The organism is Brenneria sp. hezel4-2-4 (assembly GCF_013155275.1).
In the GTDB taxonomy this organism is placed as follows: domain Bacteria; phylum Pseudomonadota; class Gammaproteobacteria; order Enterobacterales; family Enterobacteriaceae; genus Brenneria.
Genome location: NZ_JABJXS010000011.1, coordinates 21,640 through 47,229, shown reverse-complemented (window position 1 = coordinate 47,229; position 25,590 = coordinate 21,640). Strand labels below are relative to the sequence as shown.

Here is a 25,590-nt window from a genome sequence, read left to right as displayed (position 1 = left end):
CAATGTTCTCAAGCTGGAATCTAAATGGCAAATAGCAAATTTCAATATATAAAGAAGAATATTGGATAAAGGAAAAAGCCCTTGCGGAGGCATGTGTTTTTAACTGACTTCAATGAAGATAACTCGATAAAAAATAGATTTTTTATTTATATCCCATCTATTTTTTGGTTATTTTCTTCCCGAATTACAGCCATCCTTTTATACCCTGCCAGATAAGCTGGGTGCTGAGGATAAACATGGTCAGACGAAACGCGGTGCGAAACAGTCTTTCGGGCAGGTTATCCAGCAGTCGGGTGCCGAGCCAGGTGCCCAGCACGCCGCTGGCAATCATGGCGATCAGCATTGGCATCCAACTGGCGTAGGCAAAACCCAACAGGCCGAAAGCCAGGATTTTCAGACCATGTTGCAGCACCATACAGGTGGCGTGGGTGGCGATCAGCGGTTGTTTGGTCAGCCCTTGCGAGCCGATCAGTCCGGCGACCAACGGTCCGGTTGCGCCGACAATCATGGTCCCGAGGCTGGTTATCGCCCCGCCGAGAATAAAATACAGCCGGTTCACCTTTTTGGGCGGCGTGCGCTGATGAAACACCGACCACAGGATAAACAGCGCCAGGGCGATTTTGGCGATGCTGTCCGGTATCCATACCGCGACCGGCGCGCCAAGCGTGATGCCCGCGACGCTGCCGATAAAAAACCATAGCACCAGCGGCCATACCACATGCCTACGCTGAATCAGGGTACGGCTCATGTTTGAGCCAAGCTGGACGATGCCGTGTACCGGCAACAGGCTGCTGACGGGCATACCTAATCCCATTATCGCCAGCAGCGTTACGCCGCCTCCCAGTCCCAGCGCGGCGGTAAGGGCCGAAGTGAGAAAACTGCAAAACACCAGAATGCCGGCAAACAGCGGCGATATCTCTGGCGGAATCAGTTCAAGCATAATAACGATCCCGTGGTAACGCGATGAGAAGCGGCCAGTTCCCCCCGACTCGTACAACGTTTGCCGGCGGGAGCGGCGGTTATTGACGACCGATCGGGCCGTTTAGTCAAAGTCATCCTGAAGCAGACGCTGATACCACGCCTGAGCGTCCTCGCGCGTCATCACCTTACTGGCGCACTCGAGGAACTTCTGCTCTATCAGGTTTTTCGGCAACGGATTGTCTGCGCTTGAGCCAGGCGCTCCCGCCACATGGCGGGTGAAATGCTGGCCGTCCCGGCTAATCAGGGTTACCCGGGCGCTGTGCGTGGTGCTTTCATCGTGACAGCTTAGTTCCACTTTTCCCATCAGATCATTGGTGAGGGGATCGCTAAAGGCGGCTTCATCAATAAAGTCGTCCAGCGTCAACTGACCACTGACCCAGGCGCGGGCAAGACAGTAATGCAGGCTGAATTTCCCCGCCAGCGGCGTTTCCGGTTTTGGCGTATTGATGTGCGGGAAACGGATCGGATGAATGGCGACCTGAATCCGTGCGATCTGGTCGGCTGGCAGCGCCGTTTCTTCGCGTAGCGTCAGCAGGGCATCCAGCGGCGACAGGATGGCGTAGCAGCAGGGAAATGCCTTGAAGGTATTGCCTTTTACCGGATCGAGGATATGAGAGGGCGCATCCCATGTTTCGGTGAGCGGCGTGGAGTCATAGTTTTCCGGCCCTTGATTGTAGACGTTGAAGTAGCCGTGGTGGTGTTCAAAAGCGGTTTGTCCGGTGCTATATCCCTGACGCGCGAGCAACACGGCCATCACCGCGTTGCGGTTGGCTTGGCCTACCGCCAGCGATTTGGTCTGACTGCCAAAGTTGGATTTGATGCCGGAAGCCAGCGAGGCGGTAATCGACAGTGCGGTCGCGGTTTCTTCTTCGGTGAGATCGAGCAGGACGGCACTGGCCGCCACACCGGCAAAGACGCCAACCGAGGTAGTGGGGTGCCAGCCGTGGCGATACTGAAACGGGCTAACGGTCTTTCCCATCCGTACCGCGGCTTCGTAACCGGACAGGTAGGCGCGTAATATCTGCGCGCCGCTGGATTGATGTTCATCCGCCAGCGCCAGCAGGGCCGGGAGCACCACGACCGAAATGTGGCCGTGTAGCCAGGAGTTGGAATCATCAAAATCCAGTAAATGGGCGGACGTGCCATTCAGCAAGGCGGCGTCCAGCGCGTTGAGACGCAACTGGGTGCCGAACACGCGACTCCGGCCTGCCGCCGCCGACGGCGTGATTACCGCGCGGAGCTTTTCCGCGCCATCCTGAATACCGCCGGCCAGCGTCACGCCAAGCGTATCAATAATGGCGGTTCTGGCGTGAGCCAGTGCCTCGGCGGGAAAGATCTGGCGGGAAAATTCCAGCAGGTTGTGGGCAAACTGGCGGGCAATGGTCATAAAACATTCCTGTACAAATCTTGCGATAAGTCCCGAAAAGCGGCGGGATCGCGGCCAATTGGGACGACATGGTTATGGTTGACGCCGCAGACGCTATGGACGTCCGGCCAGAATCTCGGTGATGACGGCAAGGGAGCCGGGCTGTTCAAAATTGATCGCCGCCTGATACAGTCTGCCGCTGTTAGCCGTGCCCAAGACCGGTACGGTCAGGGTATCGAACTTCGCCCGGAGTTCCGCCTCGGAGAGCGGGTTTTGCGGATGACCGCGATAGACCTGGGTTTCACCGTGCAGCCGCTCGCCATCTTCCAACCAGATATCGATAAAGGCGGCGCTGGCGGACTGACCGTCAACGGCCTCGATATCCAGCGACGGCAGCAACTGGCGGGGACGCGGATCGTCAACGGTTTGCTGCGTGAAATCGGTATCGGTCAATGCGTAGCCGCTTAGCGCCAGCGTAATGCAGTGGGGGATGCTGAATTTGCTTTCCAGCGGCGTTTTCGGATTGGCAATCCCGGCGTTAACCATGCCCATCGGGTGGACTTTGGCGTGGATGCGCGTAATTTTTCGGCCGTTAAGCTGCGGATATAGCGACCGCGCGGCTTCGATTGAGGCGTGGGTGCCCCGGCAACTGGCATACAGTTTGTAGCCGTTGCCGAGCAGTTCCCAACTGTGGCCGAAATCCAACGCAGGAATTTCCGCGCTGCCATCCTGAATAAATATTTTCACCCAACCGTCGGTTTCATAGAAGTGATGCGCGGCGGTGAACCCTTCCGCCGCCAGTTCCGCGGCCATGATGCCGTCCATCGCGGCTTTGCCCGCATGGAACGGTTTGCCGTGCGTGCCGGAGGATTTCTGAAGCCCGCCCATCATGGTGGCCGCCGCACCAAGCGCGTTGGCGATTTGCTGCGGATTCAGTTGCAGAATCGAGGCGGCAGTGGCGGCGGCGCCCGCCCGGCCGACGATTGACGTGGGATGGAATCCGCGGCGTTGCAGATTGCGGCCCACGCCAGGCACCCAGCCGCCGCCCAGTTTGGCCATGACTTCAAAACCGGTAATAAAGGCGATCAAGGCGGCTTGTTCATTGGCCTGATAGGCTTGCGCCATCGCCAGCGCGGTGGACCAGCAAGGGGCGCTTGGATGTCCGGCGCCAGCCGGATGGGTATCATCGTAATCGGCGGCATGCGCCATGGTGCCGTTAATCAGAGCCGCCAGCGCGGGCGTGGTTTTGCCGCCGAGAAAGATTTGCGCATCGCCCTGGGAATTCCAGCGTTTAACCACCTGGCGCACGCTCTGCACGGCATGATCGTTGACGGCGCCCAGCGCGACGGCAAGGTAATCGATCAGCGCGCGTTTGGCTTCGTGCAGGACAGCCGCAGGGATCGGAAGCCGAGGCGCATGGCTGATAAACTGGCTAAGCTGTTCTCCGCGAGGGATCGCGGGAGTAGTGGTCATCGCGGTGACTCCTTAAGCGCAATGCTATGATGTTAACGATGAAGGTGGTCTGGTGCCTGAGGGCAGGCGGATTAGGTATTTATTTTTCTGCATTCATTTGTATACCATTGTGGCTGAACAGGATAGCAATAGGGTTAATCGCTGCAAAGATGCTTTTTAGCTAAGTTAAGAACAAAATAAGCAATACAAGATATTGCTAACCGTATTGCGGCGGGCAAACATTGAAAAGTTTTCAACTTAACTGGCGCTCACCCTCCAGTGGGCGATCCGCACAGGCACCAGAGAGGCGGTTTTCCTGTCCATGCCGGTGGCCTGTTTTATTGTTAAATCACTAATTGATGGATTATGAATCTAAAACTAACCGATCGTGAGGCGGCTTTATCGCCGTTTGATACCCTGATAGCCGCTATTGAAAGGGGTGAGCTATTGCCTGGGGAACGTTTACAGGAAGCCCGGCTGGCAAAGCAATTCGGGCTGAGCCGCACGCCGATCCGTGAAGCGTTGCACCGGCTGGAAACGTTGGGACTGGTCGAGCCGGGGCCGCAGCGCGGTCTGATGATCGCGCAAATCAGCTATGAACGTCTGCGCCAGCTATTTGCCGTACGTGAGGGATTGGAGCGGCTGGCGATGGAGCTTGCCGTCGCGTCGGCGTCAGACGAAGAGATCGCTCTGTTGCAGAATATGGTCAACGTGGAAGAGAACATCGTCGATGGTAAGCAGTTGCACGATCACAATCGTTTGTTCCATCGCCAGATTTATCGCGCCACCCACAATCCCTATCTGAATGAGATGCTGGATAATTTACGCATTCATCTGTCGCTGCTGCGCGGAACCACCTATGACTTGTCTGAGCGGTGCGCCGAAGCCAAAAAAGAGCATCAGATGATTGTTGATGCTCTGGTGCGGCGCGATCGGGAAGCCGCGCAGGAATCGGCCTGTCAGCATATCAGAAATGGCTATCGCGCCCGTTTGGCGATACTGAGCCAGCGGGATTTTTAACGGATAACGTATTCGCCCTGGCTGCGGCGGGTGTTGGTATTTGACGACAGAAGAGGTGCTGAGTGTCTCAAAATGGAGACATTTAACCTATTGATAAATAATAATAGATTATTTTCCGGTTTAATCCGTCTCTGAATGGCGACAATAGTGTGAGCCAGGTCTGATTCTTGCGACCGTCGTCAAGTTGGATAGCGTACCTATAAAAAATAATTATATTATTTTTCAGTGGGTAATCAGTTTTCTTTGTCTATTTTGTGCCGGTGTTGAAAATATGGCGTGAAAAATGCATAATATTAAGCGTAGATGCTCATTCCACCTTCTATGTTTGCTTCGGCTTCATAATCCTGGGAATGACGCAGAGCCAATTTAAGGTGCCTATGGTCCAACTCCAGATGAAGATGTTGCATCTCCATCGGATTTTTCGGACATAACGTTGAGTGAGGCACCACACTGTTGTCTTACAGACCTGATTTTTTCAACGCTTACCGGTTTAACCGGTAAGCGTTTTTTTTGGCTTGAAGACGCCGGTCAGGTGTCTTGTTTGGGAGGCTCGACAGCCGGTTGCAGGGTGAGCATAAGGCCTTTTTGCCGCATTTGCGCCGCTTCGTCAGGCAGATGAAGGCGATCGAGGGCATCGGCCCGCCAGGCATAGTCGTACGCGTCAGGGCGCTGATCCAGCGCCGCCTGAAAGGCATCGCTGGCTTGCTGCCACTCGCCATGCTTCATCAACAATTGACCCAGGGTGCTGTTGAGTAAGGGCGTCGCGCCCTGCTGCTTGATCTGCTGGTGCAACATTTTCTCCAGCCGATCGGGATCGCCTGCCTTAAGGCGCGGCATTAATAGAATCAGGCGATCGTCATACTGGCGCTTGAGTCCATCAACAATGATTTGCTGGGCGGTATCGTGATCGTCGCATTCGATAAGGTGCTCGGCCATGGCGACCTGCAACGGCACTTCATGACGCACTTTACGACTCTGATTGCTCCACCATTGTTTCAGTCCTTCACTGCCGCCGTCCGCCATCGCCTGATTCATCAGGCCGATATAAGCCTGCTGTTGCAGTTCCAGCAAGCGTTCTTCATCATGCAAATGCGTTTTGCGCATCGCGGGAAGAATATCCAGCAGCGCGCTGTAGGCGCTGGTGCGCAAAAAAGCCTGCTCGGCCAGACGCAGCACTTCCGGATGGCGGGGCGCGACCTCTAACAAGCGGTCGACGCCGTGACGGGCCGCGTGATCTTCATGACGAGCCAGTTGGATACGTACCCGGGTAATATCGACCGGCAGTTGGTCGGTATCGGCAATTTCCGCGGCGCGCTCCAGATATTGTTTGGTTCGAAAATCATCCCCGCGTTGTTGCGCCGCTTCGGCCGCCAGCAGATAGTTAACCACGGGCTGCTCGGCATGATCGGCATTGCGGGTCATCAGCTTTTCCACCTGGCGATAATCGCCTTCCGCCAGCTTGAGCAGCGCCGCCTTGGTCTGTTTTCTGGCGCGGCTGCGTTTGCGGCCCAGGAACCAGCCGCGGGTTCGGGCGCCGGTACGGAAAATACGGCGGATCGCCCATTCAACGATCAGCAGAGCGAGAAACAGCAGCACCAGCATGATCGCCAGACCGGTGACGCTGGTTTCAATATTGTAGTTGTCCGTTTGAATCAGCACGTATCCCTGATGACCGGCCACCATCGGGCCAACCACCACGCCGGCGATCAGGATAAGAAACAGCAACAAGATCCTTAGCATGCTCAGCCCTCCTGTTGAGTCGCTGGCGTCTGCGCCAGTAAGTTACGCACCCGTGTCTGCATCAGTTTTTCCAGTAATGGCTGACTTTGCAGTTCGCTGGGGACATCCATCGACACGGATTGCTGACTCAATTCATCAAGCTGATCCAGAAATGCCTGGGTGTTGGGATCGCTGGTGTCGAAGTAAGCTCTGACCCAGGTAGAGGCGGTTTCCAGCGATTGTTTATAGGTTTCATTCTGATGACGCGGAATGGCCTGTGCGGCAACCAGCAGACGCGAGCGGATGTTCTCGCGCAGATAAACGTCCTGATTGGGCGCTAACAACGGTTCGGCGGCGCTATCGCGGCGGCGGATGGAGATGAACTCCGCCAGAAAGTTATGCCAGCTTTTGCTGAGGTTTTGCCGCCATTCGCTGAGCGAGGCGGATAGCTCGGTGCTGTTTTCATCCATTGGCGCTTCATCGGTATCATTGTCGGCCAGACGCAGGTTATCCACCTGATCGGTCAGTTGGTTCACTTTCAGGATGATGCCGTCAAAATCTATCTGGCTGACGCCTGCCAGCGCGCTGATGTCGCTGGTGAGCGCGCGACGGATTTCAATCAGACTGGGATCGTTCATTTGCGCCAGACTGGCGTCAGCGCTTTTCAGCAATGCGCCCGCCGTGGTGACGTCTTTATCGCTCCACAACTTGCGGCCCGCCAGTTTCACCAGAAAATCCGCCTGCGCCAGCAACCAGGTGCTGGTGTCGTTATCGGACAAGGCGGCCAGCTTTTCGCGCATTTCATCAGACTGGCGGGTCAGCGCATTAAGGCGCTGCTCGGCGGCATCCTGTGCTTTGGCGTGCTGTTGCTGTGTGTCCCGCCACTGCTGTTGTTCCTGCTTGTATTGTTGTTGCAGCGTATCTAACTGAGACGCCAGACCCGCAATCGCGACAGATTCATGCTGGGCCTGTTGATGCGTGTAGTAATAAAGTCCGCCGCTCAGCACCAGTGCAATCACAATCGCGATAACCCCCAGCACCGTACCGCTGCGTTTGGCTGGCTGCGATGTGGGTTCCTGCTGCTGATGCGCGGGTTCAACCCGTTCTGCAACCTCTTCGGATGGGGTTGTGGGGGTATTGTGTTCCGTCATAATGGTACATCCCATGATCAGGTTTATTGTAGTGCGCGCATGAGCGCATCGTTGTCGGCATTATCGGCTACCCGAATGTTATGCCAGCCTAACTGGCGAGCCTGGGCAGCCAGACGTTCGCTCACCACTATCAACTGGCAACCCAGTAACCAGGAAGCCCGATAGTAATCAGGAACTAAAGTATAGATCTGTTGTAGCATTTCTCCGCTGGTGATCACCAGCCTGTCGATCCCCGCCTGCTGCCAGTGGCGGCTTTGTTCCAGTCCGTCATAATAAACGGGGCTGCGTCGATAGCATTCGCAGTAGCTGACTTGCGCTCCGCGTTCCGCCAGTATCGCGCCCAGTAATTCCCGTCCGCCGTTACCCCGTAATAATAGTGCCTGTTTGCCATTAATATGCTGGAGTTCGGGTAATTGCAGTAAAGTTTCGCTGGTTTCACGACCCTCAGGGTAGGCGACATGCCTGGCGCTGACTTTATGCAGCGCCAGGGCGGTGGCGCGGCCAATGGCGTAATAGGCCGGCGTTTGCGGCCAGCCTGCGCCGGTTCGCGCCAGCAGGGGATCCGCATAGTCTATGGCATGTTGCGAAAGGGCGAAAATCAGATCGCCGGGGCGTAAGGCCGCCAGCCGAGCGGGCAATTGCGCCAGCTCATCGCCCGGCGAAAATTCAATTAGCGGGCTGTGATAAGCGCTATAGCCACGCTTTCTCAAACGGGTCACCAGTTGCTCACCAGCCGGTGACGGACGGGTAACCAGAATTGTCATGATGAAGGGATTTCCTGATAAACCGCCTGAAGAATTTCCCGGGCGCCTTTTGCCAACAGCTCTTCCGCCAGCGCAATGCCAATCCGCTCCGCATCCGACGTATTGCCTTTACGCTCCGCGGTAATGATTTGCTTGCCATCGGGCGAGCCAACCAGGGCGCGTAACCACAGCGTATCGCCATCCAGTTCGGCATAGCTGCCGATAGGAACCTGGCATCCTCCTTCAAGGCGCAGGTTCATGGCCCGTTCAGCCAGTACGCGAGAGGCGGTATCGGCATGATTCAGCGGGGCAAGAAGCTGGCGGGTGCGTTGATCGTCCAACCGGCATTCAATGCCGATCGCGCCTTGTCCGACTGCGGGCAGCGATTCTTCCGGACTTAACGGGCAACGAATACGCTCTTCCAGTTGCAGACGTTTTAACCCCGCCGCCGCCAGAATGATCGCGTCATATTCGCCGGCGTCCAGCTTGGCTAACCGCGTCCCTACGTTGCCTCGCAAATCACGGATGATGAGATCGGGACGCCGGGCGCGCAATTGGCACTGACGACGCAGGCTGGAAGTGCCTACGCAACCGCCGGCCGGAAGCTGCTCAAGGTTGGCATAGCGGTTGGAAACAAAGGCGTCGCGGGGGTCGTCGCGTTCGCAGACGATCGCCAGACCAAGTCTTTCAGGGAATTCAGCGGGCACATCTTTCATCGAGTGAACGGCGATATCGGCGCGGCCTTCCAGCAGCGCTAATTCCAGTTCCTTAACAAACAATCCTTTACCGCCGACTTTAGCCAATGGGGTATCGAGAATAATATCACCGCGGGTCACCATGGGTATCAGTTCGACCTGAAGTCCCGGATGGTAACGGTTCAACTGCTGCTGAACATATCGTGCTTGCCACAGCGCAAGCGGACTTTGCCGGGTGGCAATTCTAATAATATTGTCTAACATGCTTGATACCGTTTTTATCATTTTCTTTCGCCATCGTATCACTGATGGTGCGCCGGTGTCAGGTTGCGGACATTGGCACTGGTTTTTAAACCAAGGGGGAAAAGGGTATCGAAAAGAGAGGCAACAAATTAGATTGGCCGAGCAGTAACTAAAAACGTAATGAAAGCAAGGAGGATAAGTCTAACTTTCTTTACTTTCTTTACGCTTAATCAGCAAGGTGTTAAATTGATCACGTTTCCAGCACTGTTTTGCCAGTCATTCCTCTAAATTTTACTTCTGGCGAGCTGGGAATATGGGGTTCTTCTAAGCACTGGGACAATCAGGCGAAACGTCTTGTACTTCTATATCGAGACTTTGAAGCAAAGACTGGATGCGATCAATCAACTGCGTGTTGATCGTGCTCTGGCAGCAATGAAACCCGCTTTTCAGCAGGTTTACAGTCTTGTGCCGATTTTATTACATCATCATCATCCACTCATGCCGGGCTACGTCGAGGGCAAGGTTCCTCACGGCATTTGCTTCTACGCGCCTGATGAAAAGCAACAACACTATCTGGATAACATCGAACTGAAATGGGGCTCGTTTGCCGATTCGCACGAACAAGGCGAGTTGCCGATTACCGGCGTCTATTCCATGGGCAGCACCTCATCCATCGGCCAAAGCTGTAGCTCCGATCTGGATATCTGGGTGTGCCATCAATCCTGGCTGGATAACGAAGAGCGTCAGCGGTTACAGAAAAAATGTACCCTGCTGGAGCAGTGGGCGGCCTCGCAGGGCGTGGACGTCAGCTTCTTCCTGATGGATGAAAACCGTTTCCGCCACAATGAGAGCGGCAGTCTGGGCGGTGAAGACTGCGGTTCTACTCAGCATATTCTGTTGCTTGATGAATTCTACCGCACGGCTGTCCGCATGGCGGGCAAACGTATTCTGTGGAACATGGTGCCGGTGGAAGAAGAGCCGCATTACGATGAGTATGTCCTGTCGCTGTATGCGCAGGGGGTGCTGGCGCCGAACGAGTGGCTGGATCTGGGCGGGCTGAGCACGCTTTCGGCGGAAGAGTATTTCGGCGCCAGCCTGTGGCAGCTCTATAAAAGCATCGACTCCCCTTACAAAGCCGTATTGAAAACGCTGCTGCTGGAAACCTATTCCTGGGAGTATCCCGATACGCAACTGTTGTCGATGGATATCAAAAAACGCCTGCATAAAGGCGAGATCGTCTCTTTCGGTCTGGATCCTTATTGCATGATGCTGGAGCGGGTGACGAATTATCTGACGCAGATAAACGATCTGACTCGTCTGGATCTGGTGCGCCGATGTTTCTATTTAAAAGTCTGTGAAAAACTTTCGCGCGAGCATGCCTGCGTAGGCTGGCGGAATCAGATTTTGAGGCAACTGGTGAAGGAATGGGGCTGGAGCGACGAGCATCTGGCGATGTTGGACAATCGGGCAAACTGGAAAATCGAACGGGTACGTGAAGCGCATAACGAACTGCTGGATGCGATGATGCAAACCTATCGTAACCTGATCCGTTTCGCCCGCCGTAATAATCTGAGCGTCAGCGCCAGTCCGCAGGATATCGGCGTATTGACCCGTAAGCTGTATGCCGCGTTCGAAGCGCTGCCGGGCAAGGTAACGCTGCTCAATCCGCAGATTTCCCCCGATTTGTCGGAGCCGAATTTAACCTTTATTTATGTTCCGGCGGGGCGCGCCAATCGTACCGGCTGGTATTTGTACAATCAGGCGCCCTCGATGGACGCCATCATCAGCCATCAGCCGCTGGAATATAACCGCTACCTGAATAAGCTGGTCGCCTGGGCCTATTTTAACGGCCTGCTGACGCCGAGTACGCATCTGCACATTAAAGGCAACGAGCTGTGCGATATCACCCGTCTACAGGAACTGGTGGCCGATGTCTCGAGCCATTTCCCGCTGCGTCTGTCCGCGCCGACGCCGAAAGCGTTGTACAGCCCGTGTGAGATTCGTCATTTAGCGATCATTGTCAATCTGGAGCACGATCCGACCGCCGCTTTCCGCAATCAGATCGTGCATTTTGATTTCCGGCAGATGGACGTTTTCAGCTTTGGACAGCAGCAGCAATGTCTGGTGGGCAGCATTGATTTGCTGTACCGCAACTCCTGGAATGAGGTGCGTACGCTGCATTTCAGCGGCGAGCAGGCGGTGCTGGAAGCCCTGAAAACCATTCTGGGCAAAATGCATCAGGATGCCGCGTTGCCGGAGTCGCTGGAAGTGTTCTGCTACAGCCAGCATTTGCGCGGGCTTATTCGCACCCGCGTGCAGCAACTGGTCTCTGAATGCATTGAGTCACGGCTGACCAGCACGCGTCAGGAGCCGGGGCGTTTTAAAGCGGTGAAAGTGGCCGGGCAAACCTGGGGACTGTTTTTTGAGCGGCTGAGCGTTTCGGTGCAGAAGCTGGAAAATGCCGTAGAATTCTATGGCGCGATTTCCAATAACAAGCTGCAAGGGGTGCAGGTTGAAACCAACCATATCCACTTGCCCCCGGTTATTGACGGCGTCGCCAGTGAAGGCATTATCCAGTTCTTCTTTGAAGATGTGGATGACAATCAAGGGTTTAATATTTATATTCTGGATGAGTCCAACCGGGTTGAAGTGTATCAACACTGCGAGGGCAGCAAAGAGGAACTGGTGCGTGACGTCAGCCGTTTCTACTCGTCGTCTCACGACCGCTTTACCTATGGCTCCAGCTTTATCAATTTCAACCTGCCGCAGTTCTATCAGATCGTTCAACTGGATGGTCGTACCCAGGTGATCCCATTCCGCAGTAGCGCGCTTTCCCACCTGTGTATCACCCCCGTGGCTGGCGATGCCTCAAGAGCCATGCCGCAGCGTTTACAAATATTCTGATTTTTTCTTTTCGGCGCCTTTAGAAAGGGACTTGCTATGGACGCGTTGCAACGTAGAAATCTGGTGTTACTGGCGCTGGGACAAGGTTTGACGGGCAGTATTATTTCGCTGATGACCTTATCGTCCACCCTGGTGGGTATCCTGATGGCGCCGATCCCGTTACTGGCCACGCTGCCGATTACCGCCACCGTATGCGGCGCCACGCTGATGATTTACTCCGTCTCGTCGCTGATGGCGAAATACGGCAGAAAAAACGCCTTTATTATCGGAACCCTGCTGGGCATCGCGGGATCGCTGCTGGCGGCCGCGGCGATTGTGCAGAAAAGTTTCCCTCTGTTTGTGTTCTCGACGTTTGTGCTGGGCATGTCCTGCGCTTTTAATCAGTATTACCGTTTCGCCGCCGCCGAGGTGTTCAGTGACAACCAGCAGAAGAACAGCGCCATCGCCTGGGTGATCAGCGGCGGGATCCTCGGTGGTTTTCTCGGGCCTTTTGCCGCCAGCCAATCTTCCGATCTCTGGCCGGTGTATCCGTTTCTCGGCAGTTTTCTTGCCGCGGCGCTGATCTGCATGGTGACGGCTTTACTGTTGCTTGGCCTGAATTTGCCGCCGGCGGCGGCCGGCGTTCAGGCCGGGCAGCATGATGAGCCGCTGCCTTCCATTCTCAAAAGCCGGGCGTTTGTGCTCGGCACCGCCAGTTGTACCGTTGGTTTTGTGGTGATGACGCTATTGATGAACGCCGCCCCGCTGGCGATGCATCAGCACCATTTTTCCGTCAGCCACAGCGCGACGGTGTTGCAGTGGCATTTTGTCGCCATGTATGCTCCGGCGCTGTTGCTGGTGGTGTTGGCAAAAAGATTGAGCGCCACGGCGGTGGTGGTGACGGGGATTATCTGTAACCTGATCGGGATCGCGCTGGCGCTAAGCGGCCTGACCTTTTGGCACTTCCTTTCCGCGCTCATCATGTTCGGCGTTGGCTGGGCCTTCATGTTCAACGGCGGTACGTTTATGTTGAACGCGTTTTCCCATTCGGTGCATAAAGCCCGGCTACAGGGAATCAACTCGCTGGTTATCAGCCTGCCCAACGCGCTGGCTTCGCTTTCGGCGGGCAGCATGATGGCATTCGGCCGCGGCTGGCCGCTGCTGAATATGCTGAGCGTGGCGATCCTGCTGGCAACGGTATTGATGATGGTACTCATCAGACGCCGGTAAGTTCCGGCGTATGGCGGGAACGCAAGTCAACTGAAGTGAATCGTTTCTCCGGCCTGCGTTGAGCAGGCGCCGGACAGCAGCGCCATAAAATCATCGCCGCCGCGATCGCATATCCAGCGGTTGTCCTGATAATTAAAATGATAACCGCCGGCTTTGGTCGCCAGCCAGATTTGGTGCAGCGGCTCCTGACGGTTAATCACAATTTTGCTGCCGTTTTCGAAGCTTAGCGTCATCACGCCGCCGTTGGTTTCGTAATCGATATCGGCATCACCGTCAAAATTATCCAACGTTTCTTCCAACTGAAGCATCAATTTGTCGGCTAATTGATGGAACTCGCTATCGTTCATTTTCGATTCCTATTGATTTTCATGATCCACCTGCGATTATAGAGAGCATACATGTATGAATTACAGGTTTTAATGTTATGAAAAAGGTATTTCGTCAGTTTTTTCTGGCGTTATCGTTGCTTAGTCTGTTCGGATGCGGCTTAAAAGGGCCGCTTTACTTTCCGCCGGAGCCGCAATCAGCCGCGCCAACCGCTCAGCAACAGGATACGGATCGCGCACAACAACCATCGTCTGCGCAGCAGTAGATGGCGATAATATTTTTATAACAGGTCACGATAGCGTTTTTACCGCGCCCGGTTAAGCCAGCGGAGTCAGGATAATGCAGTTCGCTAAAATGCACGGATTAGGCAATGATTTCATGGTTGTTGATGCCGTAACGCAGAATGTTTATTTTTCACCCGAGCTGATCCGCCGTTTGTCGGATCGGCATTGCGGCGTCGGCTTCGATCAACTTCTGGTGGTGGAACCGCCGTACGATCCTGAACTGGATTTCCATTACCGTATTTTCAATGCCGATGGCAGCGAAGTAGCCCAATGCGGCAATGGCGCGCGCTGCTTCGCCCGTTTTGTGCGTCTGAAAGGATTAACCAGCAAACGCGATATCGCGGTCAGTACCCAAACGGGGAGGATGGTTCTCAGCGTCACCGACGATGATCTGGTTCGGGTGAACATGGGGGAACCTAATTTTGATCCGCAGCAGATCCCTTTTCGCGCCATAAAAGCGGAAAAAACCTACATTATGCGCGCCGAAGAGCACACGGTATTGTGCGGCGTGGTATCAATGGGCAATCCTCACTGTGTTATTCAGGTCGAGGATGTGGCGACCGCCAACGTCGAGTCGCTGGGGCCGTTGCTGGAAAGCCATGAACGTTTTCCCGAACGTGCTAATATCGGTTTTATGCAAGTCATCGATCGCAATACGATCGCCCTGCGTGTTTACGAACGCGGCGCGGGCGAAACTCAGGCCTGCGGTAGCGGCGCCTGTGCCGCCGTGGCCGTAGGTATTCAACAGGCGCTGTTGTCTGCACAGGTCCGGGTGTCGCTGCCGGGCGGAGAGTTGGATATCCACTGGGATGGGCCGGGGCATCCGTTATTTATGACCGGTCCTGCTACGCATGTTTACGATGGATTTATTCATTTATGAAGAATGTCGAGGAGCAGGCCGAGCGCCAGATCGCACTCAGTGACGATATGGTTTTGCAGTTCCTGCAACAGAATGCCGATTTTTTTATCCGCAATGCTCGGCAAATCGAGCAGATGCGGATACCGCATCCCGTCAGGGGCACGGTCTCGCTGGTGGAGTGGCAACTGGCGCGCCAGCGTAACCACATCACCCAACTGGAGGAAGAAATCACGCTGTTGATGGAACAGGCCGGGGCTAACGAATTGCTGTTTAACCGGCTACTGAAGCTGCAAACGGAACTGGCTTCGGCGGATAGCCTGCTGGATATGCTGGACCGGCTTCAGCGCTGGGCGCGCAAGCTGGGGCTGGCGGGGGCGTCGGTTCGTCTGTTCAGCGACAAATGGCGCATCGGCGCGCCCTCCGATTTTACCCATCTCTCTCTGAATCGCTCCTTGTTTGAACCTTTACGCATTCAGCGTCTTGGTCAGGCCAACCATTATCTCGGCAGCCTGAATGGCCCTGAACTGCTGTTGCTGTTGCCGCAGGCGAAGCAGGTCGGCTCGGTCGCCTTATCGATGATGGGTGAAAAACACGACCTGGGGTTGCTTATCTTCACCAGCCGTGACAGTCACCACTATCAGGATGGTATGGGTACCGTGCTATTGCAACAGCTGGCGACGACCATGCTGCCCGCCATGCTGGAGCGCTGGGTTGAGCGGATATGAGCCAGCCCGCCGCACCGGCACCGGGTATCGCATCCCTGCAACATCAGGTTGATGAATTTTTGCGTTACCTGAAGGTTGAACGTCAACTCAGCCCACTGACGCAAATCAGCTATGCCCGTCAGTTGGCGGCGATTATTGCGATAGCGTCGGCCGCGGGACTGAGTGATTGGCAAATGCTGGATGCGGCCGGCGTCCGCGCGGTGGCTTCCCGCAGTAAGCGGGATGGACTGCACGCGGCCAGTCTGGCGTTGCGTTTGTCCGCTCTGCGCAGTTTTCTGGACTGGATGGTCTCGCGGGGCGCGCTGAGCGCTAACCCGGCGAAAGGGGTGTCTACGCCACGGGCCGGACGCCATTTGCCCAAGAATATGGACGTGGATGAGATGAACCGCCTGCTGGATATCGATCTCGACGATCCGCTGGCGGTGCGCGATCGCGCCATGCTGGAAGTGATGTATGGCGCGGGTTTGCGTCTGGCTGAACTGGTGGGGATGGATTGCCGGCACGTCGATCTGGCGAGCGGCGAAGTCTGGGTGGTGGGGAAAGGCAGCAAAGAGCGCAGGTTGCCTATTGGAAAAACGGCGGTAATCTGGCTTGAGCATTGGCTGGGGCTGCGTGAACTGTTCGGGCCGGAAGACGATGCGGTTTTTGTTTCCAATCAGGGGCGACGTATTTCGATGCGCAATGTGCAGAAGCGCTTTGCCGAATGGGGGGTGAAGCAGGGGGTAAACAGCCACGTTCACCCGCATAAACTGCGCCACTCGTTCGCCACCCATATGCTGGAATCCAGCGGCGATTTGCGGGCGGTGCAGGAGTTACTCGGTCACGCCAACCTTTCCACCACGCAGATTTATACCCATCTGGATTTTCAACATTTAGCGTCTGTGTACGATGCCGCGCATCCACGCGCCAAACGGGGAAAAGCCTGATGCATTTTTACCGACCATTGGGCACTGTCAGCGCGCTTACCTTCGATCTGGATGACACGCTGTACGATAACCATGAGGTGATACGGCGCACCGAACGGGAGTCGGTAAGCTTTCTGCAACAATACCATCCGGGTTTGCGGGATTTTCAGTCGGCGGATTTCCAGCGCCTGCGCGCTGAACTTCGGGTTCGGGAGCCGGAAATCTATCATGATGTGACCGAATGGCGACGCCGCGCGGTGGAACAGGCGATGATTAACATTGGCCTGAGCGCCGACGACGCGGCCCGGGGCGCTCGGGAAGCGATGGACAATTTCGCCCACTGGCGCAGCCAAATCAACGTGTCGGAAGAGACGCACCGTACGCTGGCGACGCTGGCCGAACGTATGCCGTTGGCGGCGATCACCAACGGCAACGCGCAACCGCATCTGTTTGGTCTGGATCGCTACTTTGCGTTTATTCTGCGTGCCGGTCCGCATGGCCGCGCCAAGCCGTTCGCCGACATGTATCGTCTGGCCGCGGAAAAACTCGGTCTGCCGCCGCGGCGGATTTTACATGTGGGCGACGATCTCACCGCCGACGTCGCCGGGGCGATTCGTTGCGGTATGCAGTCTTGCTGGATTAACCTGCGTGAAGGCAACCTATTGCGCATCGATGACACCCGCTTGCTGCCGCATATTGAAATTTCCCGGTTGGCATCGCTGACAGCGTTGTTATAATTACCTGGATAAATACTCAGTGGAAAGGCGTCTCCCTGGCGACGACGCCGTTTCCCGCTAACGGAAAACCGGTATCTATGGACGTTTCTGATCTGCTTGATGGCCTCAACGACAAACAACGTGATGCGGTAGCCGCGCCACGCGGCAATGTATTGGTGTTGGCCGGGGCCGGCAGCGGCAAGACGCGGGTGCTGGTGCATCGTATTGCCTGGCTGCTGTCTGTCGAAAACTGTTCGCCGTATTCCATTATGGCGGTGACGTTCACCAACAAAGCGGCGGCGGAAATGCGCCACCGTATCGATCATCTGATCGGCACCAGTCAGGGCGGGATGTGGATCGGCACGTTTCATGGATTGGCCCATCGCCTGCTGCGCGCTCACCATCTGGATGCCGGATTGCCGCAGGATTTCCAGATTCTGGACAGCGAAGATCAGTTGCGTCTGCTCAAACGCCTGATACGGGCGTTGAATCTGGATGAGAAGCAGTGGCCGCCGCGTCAGGCGATGTGGTACATCAACGGCAAAAAAGATGAGGGGCTGCGTCCTCAGCATATTGAAAGCTATGGCAATCCGATAGAACAGACCTGGCAGCGGGTTTATCAGGCCTATCAGGAGGCCTGCGATCGCGCCGGGCTGGTGGATTTCGCCGAATTGCTGCTGCGGGCGCATGAGTTGTGGCTGAATAAGCCGCAGATCCTGAACCATTATCGTGAGCGCTTCACCAATCTTCTGGTGGATGAGTTTCAGGATACCAACCGGATTCAATACGCCTGGATCCGCATGCTGGCGGGCGACAGCGCCAATGTGATGATCGTCGGCGATGACGATCAGTCCATTTACGGCTGGCGCGGCGCGCAGGTGGAAAATATTCAGCTGTTTCTGCACGATTTCGCCGGCGCGCAGACCATCCGGCTGGAGCAGAATTACCGTTCCACCAGCAATATCCTGAATGCCGCCAACGCCCTGATCGCCCATAACGGCGGGCGATTAGGCAAAAATTTGTGGACGGACGGCGCGGAGGGCGAGCCGATTTCACTGTACTGCGCGTTTAACGAGCTGGACGAGGCGCGGTTTGTGGTCAACCGGATTAAAGTCTGGCAGGAAAATGGCGGCGCGCTGAATGATAACGCCATTTTATACCGCAGCAATGCCCAGTCGCGCGTGCTGGAAGAGGCGCTGCTGCAACAGAATATGCCGTACCGCATTTATGGCGGCATGCGATTTTTCGAACGGCAGGAAATCAAAGACGCGCTGTCTTACCTGCGGTTGATTGCCAACCGCAATGACGATGCCGCGTTTGAACGCGTGGTCAATACACCGACGCGCGGCATTGGCGACAGAACGCTTGATGTGGTGCGTCAGACGGCCCGTGACCGGCAGTTGACGCTGTGGCAGTCCACCCGTGTGCTGTTGCAGGAAAAAGCGCTGGCGGGGCGCGCAGCCTCCGCGCTGCAACGTTTTGTGGAACTGGTGGATGCGTTGGCGTATGAAACCGCCGAACTGCCGCTGCATGTGCAAACCGACCGGGTGATCAAAGATTCGGGCCTGTGGAGCATGTACGAGCAGGAAAAAGGCGAGAAGGGCCAGGCGCGGATAGAAAACCTGGAAGAACTGGTCACCGCGACGCGGCAGTACAGCTATCAGGATGAAGATCAGGATCTGATGCCGCTTCAGGCGTTTTTGTCGCATGCGGCGCTGGAGGCGGGCGAAGGGCAGGCGGATGCCTATCAGGACGCGGTGCAACTGATGACGCTGCACTCGGCCAAAGGCCTGGAGTTTCCGCAAGTGTTTATCGTCGGGATGGAAGAGGGGATGTTCCCCAGCCAGATGTCGCTCGACGAAGGCGGGCGGCTGGAAGAGGAACGCCGTCTGGCTTATGTGGGTGTGACGCGCGCCATGCGGAAGCTGACGCTGACGTATGCGGAAACCCGGCGGTTATACGGTAAAGAGGCGTATCACCGTCCTTCGCGTTTTGTGGGCGAGCTGCCGGCGGAATGTGTTGAAGAGGTGAGGTTGCGCGCCAGCGTTACCCGTCCGGTCAATCATCAGCGTCTCGGCACCCCGATCGCTCAGAACGACAGCGGCTATCGTCTGGGTCAGCGGGTTCGCCATGCCAAATTCGGCGACGGCACCATCGTCAATCTGGAAGGCAGCGGCGACCATTGCCGCATTCAGGTGGCGTTTCAGGGGCAGGGCATTAAATGGCTGGTGGCCGCCTATGCCCGGCTGGAAACCGTGTGAAACATAAAATACGAGAGAAAAATGACGCCGGATCAAATTGCACAGGCTCTGTTACAAAAGACCGGCCATTTATTCAATTGACGACAGCGCGTTGCAATGGGTTTTAAAGTTGACAGCCTTTTTCATCTCGGCGTAACATGCGCGCATCATTATTCCCGGAGGGCCTACGCCTTGGACGCACCCAGTCGATACTGGCTCAATAACCTGCTCATTAGGTACAACTTCTAAGGCTATCTCTCCACTGCTGATAGCCTTCGTGGTTGTCAGCGATGCTATTCATATCGCTACGAGTCAGATCCGTCGAACGGACTGAAACCTGCCGGTGACGTTTTCACCTCTGTTTCTGTGCTTCTATCGCGTTGTCCATCTCTGCTACTGAAAAGGGAGCTATGGCCTATGCTGAGTGCATTTAAACTGGACAATTGTCGTCTATCCCGTCTGGAACTGGATGATGCCGACGATCTGACCTCGTCTGTCTGGGTCGATTTAATCGAGCCGGAAGACGGCGAGCGCGAAAAAGTACAACAGGAGCTGGGACAGAGTCTGGCGACCCGGCCGGAACTGGAAGACATTGAGGCATCCGCGCGTTTCTTTGAAGATGAAGACGGGCTGCACATTCACTCCTTCTTCTTTTTTGAAGACGCTGAAGATCATGCCGGCAATGCCACGGTGGCATTTACCATTCGCGATGGTCGTCTGTATACGCTGCGTGAGCGCGAGCTGCCCGCGTTTCGCCTTTACCGCATGCGCGCCCGCAGTCAGACGCTGGTTGATGGCAATGCCTATGAACTGCTGCTCGATCTATTTGAAACCAAAATCGAACAGTTGGCCGATGAAATCGAAAATATCTACAGCGATCTGGAATCGCTGAGCCGCATCATTATGGAAGGGCGTCAGGGAGACGAATACGATGATGCGCTTTCCACGCTGGCGGAACTGGAGGATGTGGGCTGGAAGGTTCGTCTGTGCTTGATGGATACCCAGCGGGCGTTGAATTTTTTGGTGCGTAAAGCCCGCTTGCCTTCCGGCCAGTTGGAACAGGCGCGCGAAATCCTGCGCGATATCGAATCCCTGTTGCCGCACAACGAATCGCTGTTCCAGAAGGTCAACTTCCTGATGCAGGCGGCGATGGGTTTCATCAATATCGAGCAGAGCCGGATCATCAAGATCTTCTCGGTGGTCTCGGTGGTATTCCTGCCGCCGACGCTGGTGGCGTCCAGCTACGGGATGAACTTTGAATTTATGCCTGAACTGAAATGGTCTTTCGGTTATCCGGGCGCGATTGTATTGATGATTCTGGCCGGGCTGGCCCCTTATCTGTATTTCAAACGCAAAAACTGGCTCTGAAAGCGCGCCGCGCGCCGTGAAAATGGGCGCGCGGGACGTTATTCATTTCCCTATTAGATTATCCGACGACTCGGTTTATCCCCGTCATACTTCACGTTGCCCGTGTGTTGGCCGCGTTGCCCTCAGGGTTCGTAATCCGAGCGCGCCGTAGTTTACGCTGGGTATACAGCGCATCGAGAATAAACAGCGCCAGCGCACTCCAGATAAAGGCAAACGTAATCAACTTATCGTCACCAAAGGTTTCGTCATAAAAGGTAACCGCCAGCAGAAACACCATGGTGGGGCCGAGGTACTGGAAAAAACCTAAGGTGGAAAGGCGCAGGCGCAGGGCCGCGGCGGTGAAAAGCAGTAGCGGTACGGTGGTGATAATGCCGGCGAAGATCAACAGCAGGTTTAACGACCAGGCGTTTTCCGTCATATGGCTGCTCGGGGTATCGGCAATAAAAAACAGATAGATAACCGCCATCGGTAACATCCACAGCGTTTCAATCATCATGCCGGTCTGACCGTCAATACCGATTTTCTTGCGCAGCAAACCATACAAGGCAAAGCTGAATGCCAGCCCGAGCGCGATGACAGGCAGTGAGCCAAAGGTCCATAGCTGTACCAGCACCCCGACGACGGCCAGTAAAACGGCGAACCATTGCAGGCGGCGAAAGCGCTCGCCCAGAAACAGCATCCCCAGCATGACGTTCACCAGCGGGTTAATAAAGTAACCGAGGCTGGCCTCCAGCATGTGGTGATTATTTACCGCCCAGATATACAATAACCAGTTGCCGCCGATGAGTACCGCCGTCAACGCCAGCAATAACAGGTGTTTGACATTGCGGCAGGCATAACGCACCTGGCGCCATTTCCGGCTGAGCGTCAGCAGGATCAGCATAAAGAAAAACGACCAGATAATACGATGCGTCAGTATTTCATTCGGCGGTACATGCTCTAGCAGCTTAAAGTACACCGGCGCTATGCCCCAAATGAAATAGGCGCCCAGGGCGAAGACAATACCCTGACGAGTTTGTTGTGCATCCATTGATGACTCGATAAAAAACGGCGGGAAAAGGGAAGTTTACCCAAAACGGCGTTCGCTTTCACCCTTACTATTAGCCAACAATGTAAGTCGCCGTTGCGCTGGCGATATGTGATCCCTGTTGATTGTGCAATTCAGCCCGTGCGACGGCGATTTTATTGCCGCCGCGCAGCAGTTGACTGGTGATGGTGAAATATTCCCCGTGTCCCGGCCGCAGGTAGTCGACCCGCATATCAATGGTGCCCATGCGGGAAAGACGCTGGCGGAATTCTTGCTCGCTGATGGTTTCATGACGCAGCAGCGTATTACCCACGCAAACTAAACCCGCCGCCACATCCAACCCTGCGGCAATCACCCCGCCATGCAGGATTTTCTGTAAGGCGTTACCGATCAGCTTGTCCTGCCGCGTGAAAGTCAACGTTGCCCGATCGGTGTCAAAATGCTGTAGCTCCAGGCCCAATTCACTATTGAACGGCATTTTATAGATAAAGATATCGGCAACCAGTTGTCGAACGGTGTCCCGGGTCAACACCGCGCCTTGGGTTAATGACGTGTTAGGCATAGTTGCCTTCCTATGGAGTGAATGCCGGAAGCAGACGGAGCTAAATGCTGCTCCAAGTGTTAATTAATTGTTTATTTTATGCGTTGATTTTGTTTCTTTCCAGAAAAGACTGAGAAACCATCGAACGTTGATTCAAATGCCGTCGAACTGTGTAAAATGGCGGGCTTAGGTTGAGGTAGTGATTATGATCGCTCAGGAGAGAAAGTGAATGCGTAAAATAGTTGGCATGTTGGTTATGCTGCTGGCGACACAAGTGCAGGCGGAAGAAGCAAAAATAGAGCCAGTGCATGACAAACCTGCGGTGCGCGGCAGTATTATCGCCAGTCTGTTACAGAAACATGATAGTCCGTTTATTCTCTATCCGTATGAGAGCAATTATCTGCTGTATACCTACACCAGTAATATAAATAAAACTGCGATACAGAGCTATAACTGGGCGGACGAAGCACGCAAGGATGAGGTCAATTTCCAGCTCAGCCTCGGTTTCCCGATTTGGCGCGGTATTTTCGGCGACAGTTCGTTGCTGGGCGCATCGTATACGCAGCGTTCCTGGTGGCAGTTATCCAATAAAAGCGAATCTTCCCCCTTCCGTGAAACGGATTACGAGCCGCAGGTTTTTCTCGGCTGGGCGACCGATTACACGTTCGCCGGTTGGACGCTGCGGGATGTTGAAGTCGGGTTCAATCATCAGTCGAACGGGCGTTCCGAACCGACATCACGCAGTTGGGATCGCGCCTATGTTCGTCTGATGGCGCAAAACGGCAACTGGCAATTAGACCTCAAGCCGTGGATTCGTTTATCCGATAGTCAGGACGATAACCCGGATATCACCAAATATATGGGGCACTACCGCCTGCGCGTCGGCTACGTCTGGGGCGACAGCATATTCAGCGCCGAAGGGCGTTATAACTGGAACAGCGGTTACGGCGGCGGCGAACTTGGCTGGAGCTATCCGCTTACCGACCATGTACGCTTTTATACCAAAGTATTCAGCGGCTATGGTGAGTCGCTGATTGACTATAATCACCGCCAGACCCGTTTCGGGATTGGGGTGACGTTGAACGATATGTTCTAGTTCTAGTCGGAATGGCGCCGGGACGCGTTGTCCGCTCGCGCGTTCCGATGCAAACCGACGGCAACCGAAAAATTTTTTCGGCGATGTTCGCAAGTATGGCGATAACGTGGCGCGTCGCGATTTAAAACATTGCAGTTTTACCGTTCGGCGCTGAAAATAGCGTCTGTTGGATTTCATCGGATTGGGGAAGGCGTGTCTACGGCGGAAGTATTAAATAAGGAAGCGCTGGCGGTTCAGGTATTACGCGATACGTTCGGCTACCAGCAATTCCGACCGGGTCAGCAGGAAATCATCAACGCGACCATCGGCGGGCAGGACTGTCTGGTGATCATGCCGACCGGCGGCGGGAAATCCTTGTGCTATCAGATCCCTGCGCTGGTGATGGACGGCCTGACGCTGGTGGTTTCCCCGCTTATTTCGCTGATGAAGGATCAGGTCGATCAACTACAGGCTTCCGGCGTCTCGGCGGCATGCCTCAATTCGACCCAAACGCGCGAGCAACAGCTTGAGGTGATGGCCGGCTGCCGCAGCGGGCAGATCAAACTGCTGTACATCGCGCCTGAGCGTCTGACCACCGACAGCTTCCTCGACCATCTTATCCAATGGCGACCGTCACTGATCGCGGTGGACGAGGCGCACTGTATTTCCCAGTGGGGCCATGATTTTCGTCCCGAGTACCGGGCGCTGGGGCAGATCAAACAGCACTTTCCCGGCTTGCCGGTAATTGCGTTGACCGCCACCGCCGATGAAACCACCCGACAGGATATCGTTCGTCTGCTTGATCTGCGCGCTCCGCTGATTCAGGTCAGCAGTTTTGACCGGCCGAATATCCGCTATACGCTGGTTGAAAAATTCAAACCGCTCGATCAACTGTGGATGTTTGTGCAGGGCCAGCGCGGCAAAAGCGGTATCATTTACTGTAACAGCCGGGCGAAGGTGGAAGATATCAGCGCTCGGCTGCAAAGCCGCGGGCTGAGCGTGGCGGCCTACCACGCCGGGCTGGATAACCAGCGTCGGGCGCAGGTACAGGAAGCCTTCCAGCGCGACGACCTTCAGGTGGTGGTCGCGACCGTCGCCTTTGGCATGGGGATTAACAAACCTAACGTCCGGTTTGTGGTGCATTTCGATATTCCACGCAATATTGAATCCTACTATCAGGAAACGGGACGCGCCGGACGGGACGGTTTGGCGGCAGAGGCCGCATTGTTTTACGATCCGGCGGATATGGCGTGGCTGCGGCGCTGTCTGGAAGAGAAACCCGCCGGACAACAGTTGGATATTGAACGCCATAAGCTGAATGCCATGGGCGCGTTTGCCGAAGCGCAAACCTGCCGCCGTCTGGTATTGCTCAACTATTTTGGCGAAGGTCGCCAGCAGTCGTGCGGCAACTGCGATATTTGTCTCGATCCGCCCAAGCGTTATGACGCTCTGGTAGAGGCGCAAAAAGCGCTTTCCTGCGTCTATCGCGTGGGGCAGCGCTTTGGCATGGGCTATGTCGTTGAAGTGCTGCGCGGCGCGAACAACCAGCGTATCCGCGAATTCGGTCACGATAAGCTGCCGGTGTATGGCATCGGTCGGGATAAATCGCAAGAGCATTGGGTGAGCGTGCTGCGCCAACTGATCCACCTGGGTCTGCTGAATCAGAATATCGCCATGCATTCCGCGCTACAGCTCACCGAGTCGGCGCGCCCGGTGCTGCGCGGCGAGGTGCCGTTGCAGCTCGCCGTACCGCGCGTGATTAATCTGAAGCCGCGCGCCAGCCAGAAATCTTACGGCGGCAATTATGATCGCAAACTGTTCGCCAAGCTGCGCAAGCTGCGCAAATCCATTGCCGATGAGGCGAATATTCCGCCCTATGTGGTGTTCAGCGATGCGACGCTGCTGGAGATGGCCGAACTGATGCCGATTACCGCCGCGGAGTTGTTGAATATTAATGGCGTGGGGCAGCGCAAACTTGAACGTTTCGGCTCTCCTTTTATGACCATGATTCGCGATCATGTTGATGACGACGACGAATGA

22 protein-coding genes are annotated in these 25,590 nt (G+C 55.4%); 12 read left to right on the top strand and 10 right to left on the bottom strand.

The genetic code is table 11. The annotated features are described in order from the left end of the window. Positions 1 to 184 precede the first annotated feature (184 nt). The 3 genes from HOY33_RS17280 to HOY33_RS17270 form a co-directional block, all read right to left on the bottom strand. Entirely contained in the window at positions 185 to 940 is a 756-nt protein-coding gene (locus HOY33_RS17280; protein ID WP_172291384.1) for a sulfite exporter TauE/SafE family protein, read from the bottom strand. Between the two features lie 102 nt (positions 941 to 1,042). Further along, a complete protein-coding gene (locus HOY33_RS17275; protein WP_172291383.1) occupies positions 1,043 to 2,368 on the bottom strand; it encodes an MmgE/PrpD family protein in 1,326 nt (441 codons plus the stop codon). 93 nt (positions 2,369 to 2,461) lie between these two features. Then, positions 2,462 to 3,820, bottom strand: a complete 1,359-nt coding sequence (locus HOY33_RS17270) for an MmgE/PrpD family protein (RefSeq protein WP_172291382.1) — start codon at positions 3,818 to 3,820, stop codon at positions 2,462 to 2,464. Between the two features lie 345 nt (positions 3,821 to 4,165). Between HOY33_RS17270 and HOY33_RS17265 the strand changes: the two genes are divergently transcribed. Further along, complete coding sequence (locus HOY33_RS17265; protein ID WP_172291381.1) at positions 4,166 to 4,819, top strand: GntR family transcriptional regulator; 654 nt, start codon at positions 4,166 to 4,168, stop codon at positions 4,817 to 4,819. A gap of 528 nt (positions 4,820 to 5,347) precedes the next feature. Here HOY33_RS17265 and hemY read toward each other — a convergent pair. Genes hemY through hemC form a run of 4 tightly spaced genes read right to left on the bottom strand, consistent with a single transcriptional unit; the run spans position 5,348 to position 9,391 of the window. Continuing rightward, positions 5,348 to 6,559: a protoheme IX biogenesis protein HemY gene (gene hemY, locus HOY33_RS17260; RefSeq protein WP_172291380.1), complete on the bottom strand. Its 1,212-nt coding sequence runs from the start codon at positions 6,557 to 6,559 to the stop codon at positions 5,348 to 5,350. Positions 6,560 to 6,561: 2 nt separating this feature from the next. Further along, positions 6,562 to 7,689 (bottom strand): uroporphyrinogen-III C-methyltransferase, encoded by a 1,128-nt coding sequence (hemX, locus tag HOY33_RS17255; RefSeq protein ID WP_172291379.1) that lies wholly within the window; start codon positions 7,687 to 7,689, stop codon positions 6,562 to 6,564. Between the two features lie 23 nt (positions 7,690 to 7,712). Then, complete coding sequence (gene hemD, locus HOY33_RS17250; protein ID WP_172291378.1) at positions 7,713 to 8,453, bottom strand: uroporphyrinogen-III synthase; 741 nt, start codon at positions 8,451 to 8,453, stop codon at positions 7,713 to 7,715. After that, positions 8,450 to 9,391 carry a hydroxymethylbilane synthase gene (hemC, locus tag HOY33_RS17245; RefSeq protein WP_172291377.1) on the bottom strand — a complete coding sequence of 314 codons (942 nt, stop codon included), beginning with the start codon at positions 9,389 to 9,391 and terminating at the stop codon, positions 8,450 to 8,452. The genes hemD and hemC overlap by 4 nt, the downstream gene beginning before the upstream one ends. 333 nt (positions 9,392 to 9,724) lie before the next feature. On the opposite strand from hemC, the gene HOY33_RS17240 reads away from it, so the two are divergent. Together HOY33_RS17240 and HOY33_RS17235 are read left to right on the top strand one after the other, a co-directional pair. After that, positions 9,725 to 12,274: a class I adenylate cyclase gene (locus HOY33_RS17240; protein WP_172291376.1), complete on the top strand. Its 2,550-nt coding sequence runs from the start codon at positions 9,725 to 9,727 to the stop codon at positions 12,272 to 12,274. Positions 12,275 to 12,310: 36 nt separating this feature from the next. Then, the gene (locus tag HOY33_RS17235) at positions 12,311 to 13,483 is read left to right on the top strand and encodes an MFS transporter (protein WP_172291375.1); all 1,173 of its coding nucleotides are present in this window, start codon (positions 12,311 to 12,313) and stop codon (positions 13,481 to 13,483) included. A 26-nt stretch (positions 13,484 to 13,509) separates the two neighbouring features. Here HOY33_RS17235 and cyaY read toward each other — a convergent pair whose 3' ends face one another. After that, positions 13,510 to 13,830: an iron donor protein CyaY gene (gene cyaY, locus HOY33_RS17230; RefSeq protein WP_172291374.1), complete on the bottom strand. Its 321-nt coding sequence runs from the start codon at positions 13,828 to 13,830 to the stop codon at positions 13,510 to 13,512. Between the two features lie 77 nt (positions 13,831 to 13,907). Here cyaY and HOY33_RS17225 point away from each other — a divergent pair, with 77 nt between their 5' ends. The 7 genes from HOY33_RS17225 to corA all read left to right on the top strand — a co-directional run bounded on the left by HOY33_RS17225 (position 13,908) and on the right by corA (position 20,907). Then, positions 13,908 to 14,075, top strand: a complete 168-nt coding sequence (locus HOY33_RS17225) for a lipoprotein (protein WP_216660559.1) — start codon at positions 13,908 to 13,910, stop codon at positions 14,073 to 14,075. A gap of 74 nt (positions 14,076 to 14,149) precedes the next feature. Beyond that, positions 14,150 to 14,974, top strand: a complete 825-nt coding sequence (dapF, locus tag HOY33_RS17220; protein WP_172291373.1) for a diaminopimelate epimerase — start codon at positions 14,150 to 14,152, stop codon at positions 14,972 to 14,974. After that, positions 14,971 to 15,678, top strand: coding sequence for a DUF484 domain-containing protein (locus HOY33_RS17215; protein WP_172291372.1), 708 nt, complete (start codon positions 14,971 to 14,973; stop codon positions 15,676 to 15,678). The genes dapF and HOY33_RS17215 overlap by 4 nt, the downstream gene beginning before the upstream one ends. Beyond that, positions 15,675 to 16,604, top strand: a complete 930-nt coding sequence (gene xerC, locus HOY33_RS17210) for a tyrosine recombinase XerC (protein WP_172291371.1) — start codon at positions 15,675 to 15,677, stop codon at positions 16,602 to 16,604. Before HOY33_RS17215 ends, xerC begins: the two co-directional genes overlap by 4 nt. Continuing rightward, complete coding sequence (gene yigB / locus HOY33_RS17205) at positions 16,604 to 17,320, top strand: 5-amino-6-(5-phospho-D-ribitylamino)uracil phosphatase YigB (RefSeq protein ID WP_172291370.1); 717 nt, start codon at positions 16,604 to 16,606, stop codon at positions 17,318 to 17,320. Before xerC ends, yigB begins: the two co-directional genes overlap by 1 nt. Positions 17,321 to 17,397: 77 nt before the next feature. Further along, positions 17,398 to 19,560 carry a DNA helicase II gene (gene uvrD / locus HOY33_RS17200; protein ID WP_172291369.1) on the top strand — a complete coding sequence of 721 codons (2,163 nt, stop codon included), beginning with the start codon at positions 17,398 to 17,400 and terminating at the stop codon, positions 19,558 to 19,560. A gap of 396 nt (positions 19,561 to 19,956) precedes the next feature. Beyond that, a complete protein-coding gene (corA, locus tag HOY33_RS17195; RefSeq protein ID WP_172291368.1) occupies positions 19,957 to 20,907 on the top strand; it encodes a magnesium/cobalt transporter CorA in 951 nt (316 codons plus the stop codon). A gap of 91 nt (positions 20,908 to 20,998) precedes the next feature. Here corA and rarD read toward each other — a convergent pair whose 3' ends face one another. Both rarD and HOY33_RS17185 read right to left on the bottom strand, forming a co-directional pair. Continuing rightward, the gene (gene rarD / locus HOY33_RS17190; protein ID WP_172291367.1) at positions 20,999 to 21,937 is read right to left on the bottom strand and encodes an EamA family transporter RarD; all 939 of its coding nucleotides are present in this window, start codon (positions 21,935 to 21,937) and stop codon (positions 20,999 to 21,001) included. A 70-nt stretch (positions 21,938 to 22,007) separates the two neighbouring features. Continuing rightward, positions 22,008 to 22,496 carry a thioesterase family protein gene (locus HOY33_RS17185; RefSeq protein WP_172291366.1) on the bottom strand — a complete coding sequence of 163 codons (489 nt, stop codon included), beginning with the start codon at positions 22,494 to 22,496 and terminating at the stop codon, positions 22,008 to 22,010. 208 nt (positions 22,497 to 22,704) lie between these two features. On the opposite strand from HOY33_RS17185, the gene pldA reads away from it, so the two are divergent. Beyond that, complete coding sequence (gene pldA / locus HOY33_RS17180) at positions 22,705 to 23,571, top strand: phospholipase A (RefSeq protein WP_172291365.1); 867 nt, start codon at positions 22,705 to 22,707, stop codon at positions 23,569 to 23,571. A gap of 192 nt (positions 23,572 to 23,763) precedes the next feature. Then, positions 23,764 to 25,590: an ATP-dependent DNA helicase RecQ gene (gene recQ / locus HOY33_RS17175; protein WP_172291364.1), complete on the top strand. Its 1,827-nt coding sequence runs from the start codon at positions 23,764 to 23,766 to the stop codon at positions 25,588 to 25,590.

Excerpts from the sequence above, each read along its gene's own strand:
- HOY33_RS17280 (WP_172291384.1), bottom strand. The coding sequence starts at position 940 with ATGCTTGAACTGATTCCGCCAGAGATATCGCCGCTGTTTGCCGGCATT.
- HOY33_RS17275 (WP_172291383.1), bottom strand. The coding sequence starts at position 2,368 with ATGACCATTGCCCGCCAGTTTGCCCACAACCTGCTGGAATTTTCCCGC.
- HOY33_RS17270 (WP_172291382.1), bottom strand. The coding sequence starts at position 3,820 with ATGACCACTACTCCCGCGATCCCTCGCGGAGAACAGCTTAGCCAGTTT.
- HOY33_RS17265 (WP_172291381.1), top strand. The coding sequence starts at position 4,166 with ATGAATCTAAAACTAACCGATCGTGAGGCGGCTTTATCGCCGTTTGAT.
- hemY (WP_172291380.1), bottom strand. The coding sequence starts at position 6,559 with ATGCTAAGGATCTTGTTGCTGTTTCTTATCCTGATCGCCGGCGTGGTG.
- hemX (WP_172291379.1), bottom strand. The coding sequence starts at position 7,689 with ATGACGGAACACAATACCCCCACAACCCCATCCGAAGAGGTTGCAGAA.
- hemD (WP_172291378.1), bottom strand. The coding sequence starts at position 8,453 with ATGACAATTCTGGTTACCCGTCCGTCACCGGCTGGTGAGCAACTGGTG.
- hemC (WP_172291377.1), bottom strand. The coding sequence starts at position 9,391 with ATGTTAGACAATATTATTAGAATTGCCACCCGGCAAAGTCCGCTTGCG.
- HOY33_RS17235 (WP_172291375.1), top strand. The coding sequence starts at position 12,311 with ATGGACGCGTTGCAACGTAGAAATCTGGTGTTACTGGCGCTGGGACAA.
- cyaY (WP_172291374.1), bottom strand. The coding sequence starts at position 13,830 with ATGAACGATAGCGAGTTCCATCAATTAGCCGACAAATTGATGCTTCAG.
- HOY33_RS17225 (WP_216660559.1), top strand. The coding sequence starts at position 13,908 with ATGAAAAAGGTATTTCGTCAGTTTTTTCTGGCGTTATCGTTGCTTAGT.
- dapF (WP_172291373.1), top strand. The coding sequence starts at position 14,150 with ATGCAGTTCGCTAAAATGCACGGATTAGGCAATGATTTCATGGTTGTT.
- HOY33_RS17215 (WP_172291372.1), top strand. The coding sequence starts at position 14,971 with ATGAAGAATGTCGAGGAGCAGGCCGAGCGCCAGATCGCACTCAGTGAC.
- xerC (WP_172291371.1), top strand. The coding sequence starts at position 15,675 with ATGAGCCAGCCCGCCGCACCGGCACCGGGTATCGCATCCCTGCAACAT.
- yigB (WP_172291370.1), top strand. The coding sequence starts at position 16,604 with ATGCATTTTTACCGACCATTGGGCACTGTCAGCGCGCTTACCTTCGAT.
- uvrD (WP_172291369.1), top strand. The coding sequence starts at position 17,398 with ATGGACGTTTCTGATCTGCTTGATGGCCTCAACGACAAACAACGTGAT.
- corA (WP_172291368.1), top strand. The coding sequence starts at position 19,957 with ATGCTGAGTGCATTTAAACTGGACAATTGTCGTCTATCCCGTCTGGAA.
- rarD (WP_172291367.1), bottom strand. The coding sequence starts at position 21,937 with ATGGATGCACAACAAACTCGTCAGGGTATTGTCTTCGCCCTGGGCGCC.
- HOY33_RS17185 (WP_172291366.1), bottom strand. The coding sequence starts at position 22,496 with ATGCCTAACACGTCATTAACCCAAGGCGCGGTGTTGACCCGGGACACC.
- pldA (WP_172291365.1), top strand. The coding sequence starts at position 22,705 with ATGCGTAAAATAGTTGGCATGTTGGTTATGCTGCTGGCGACACAAGTG.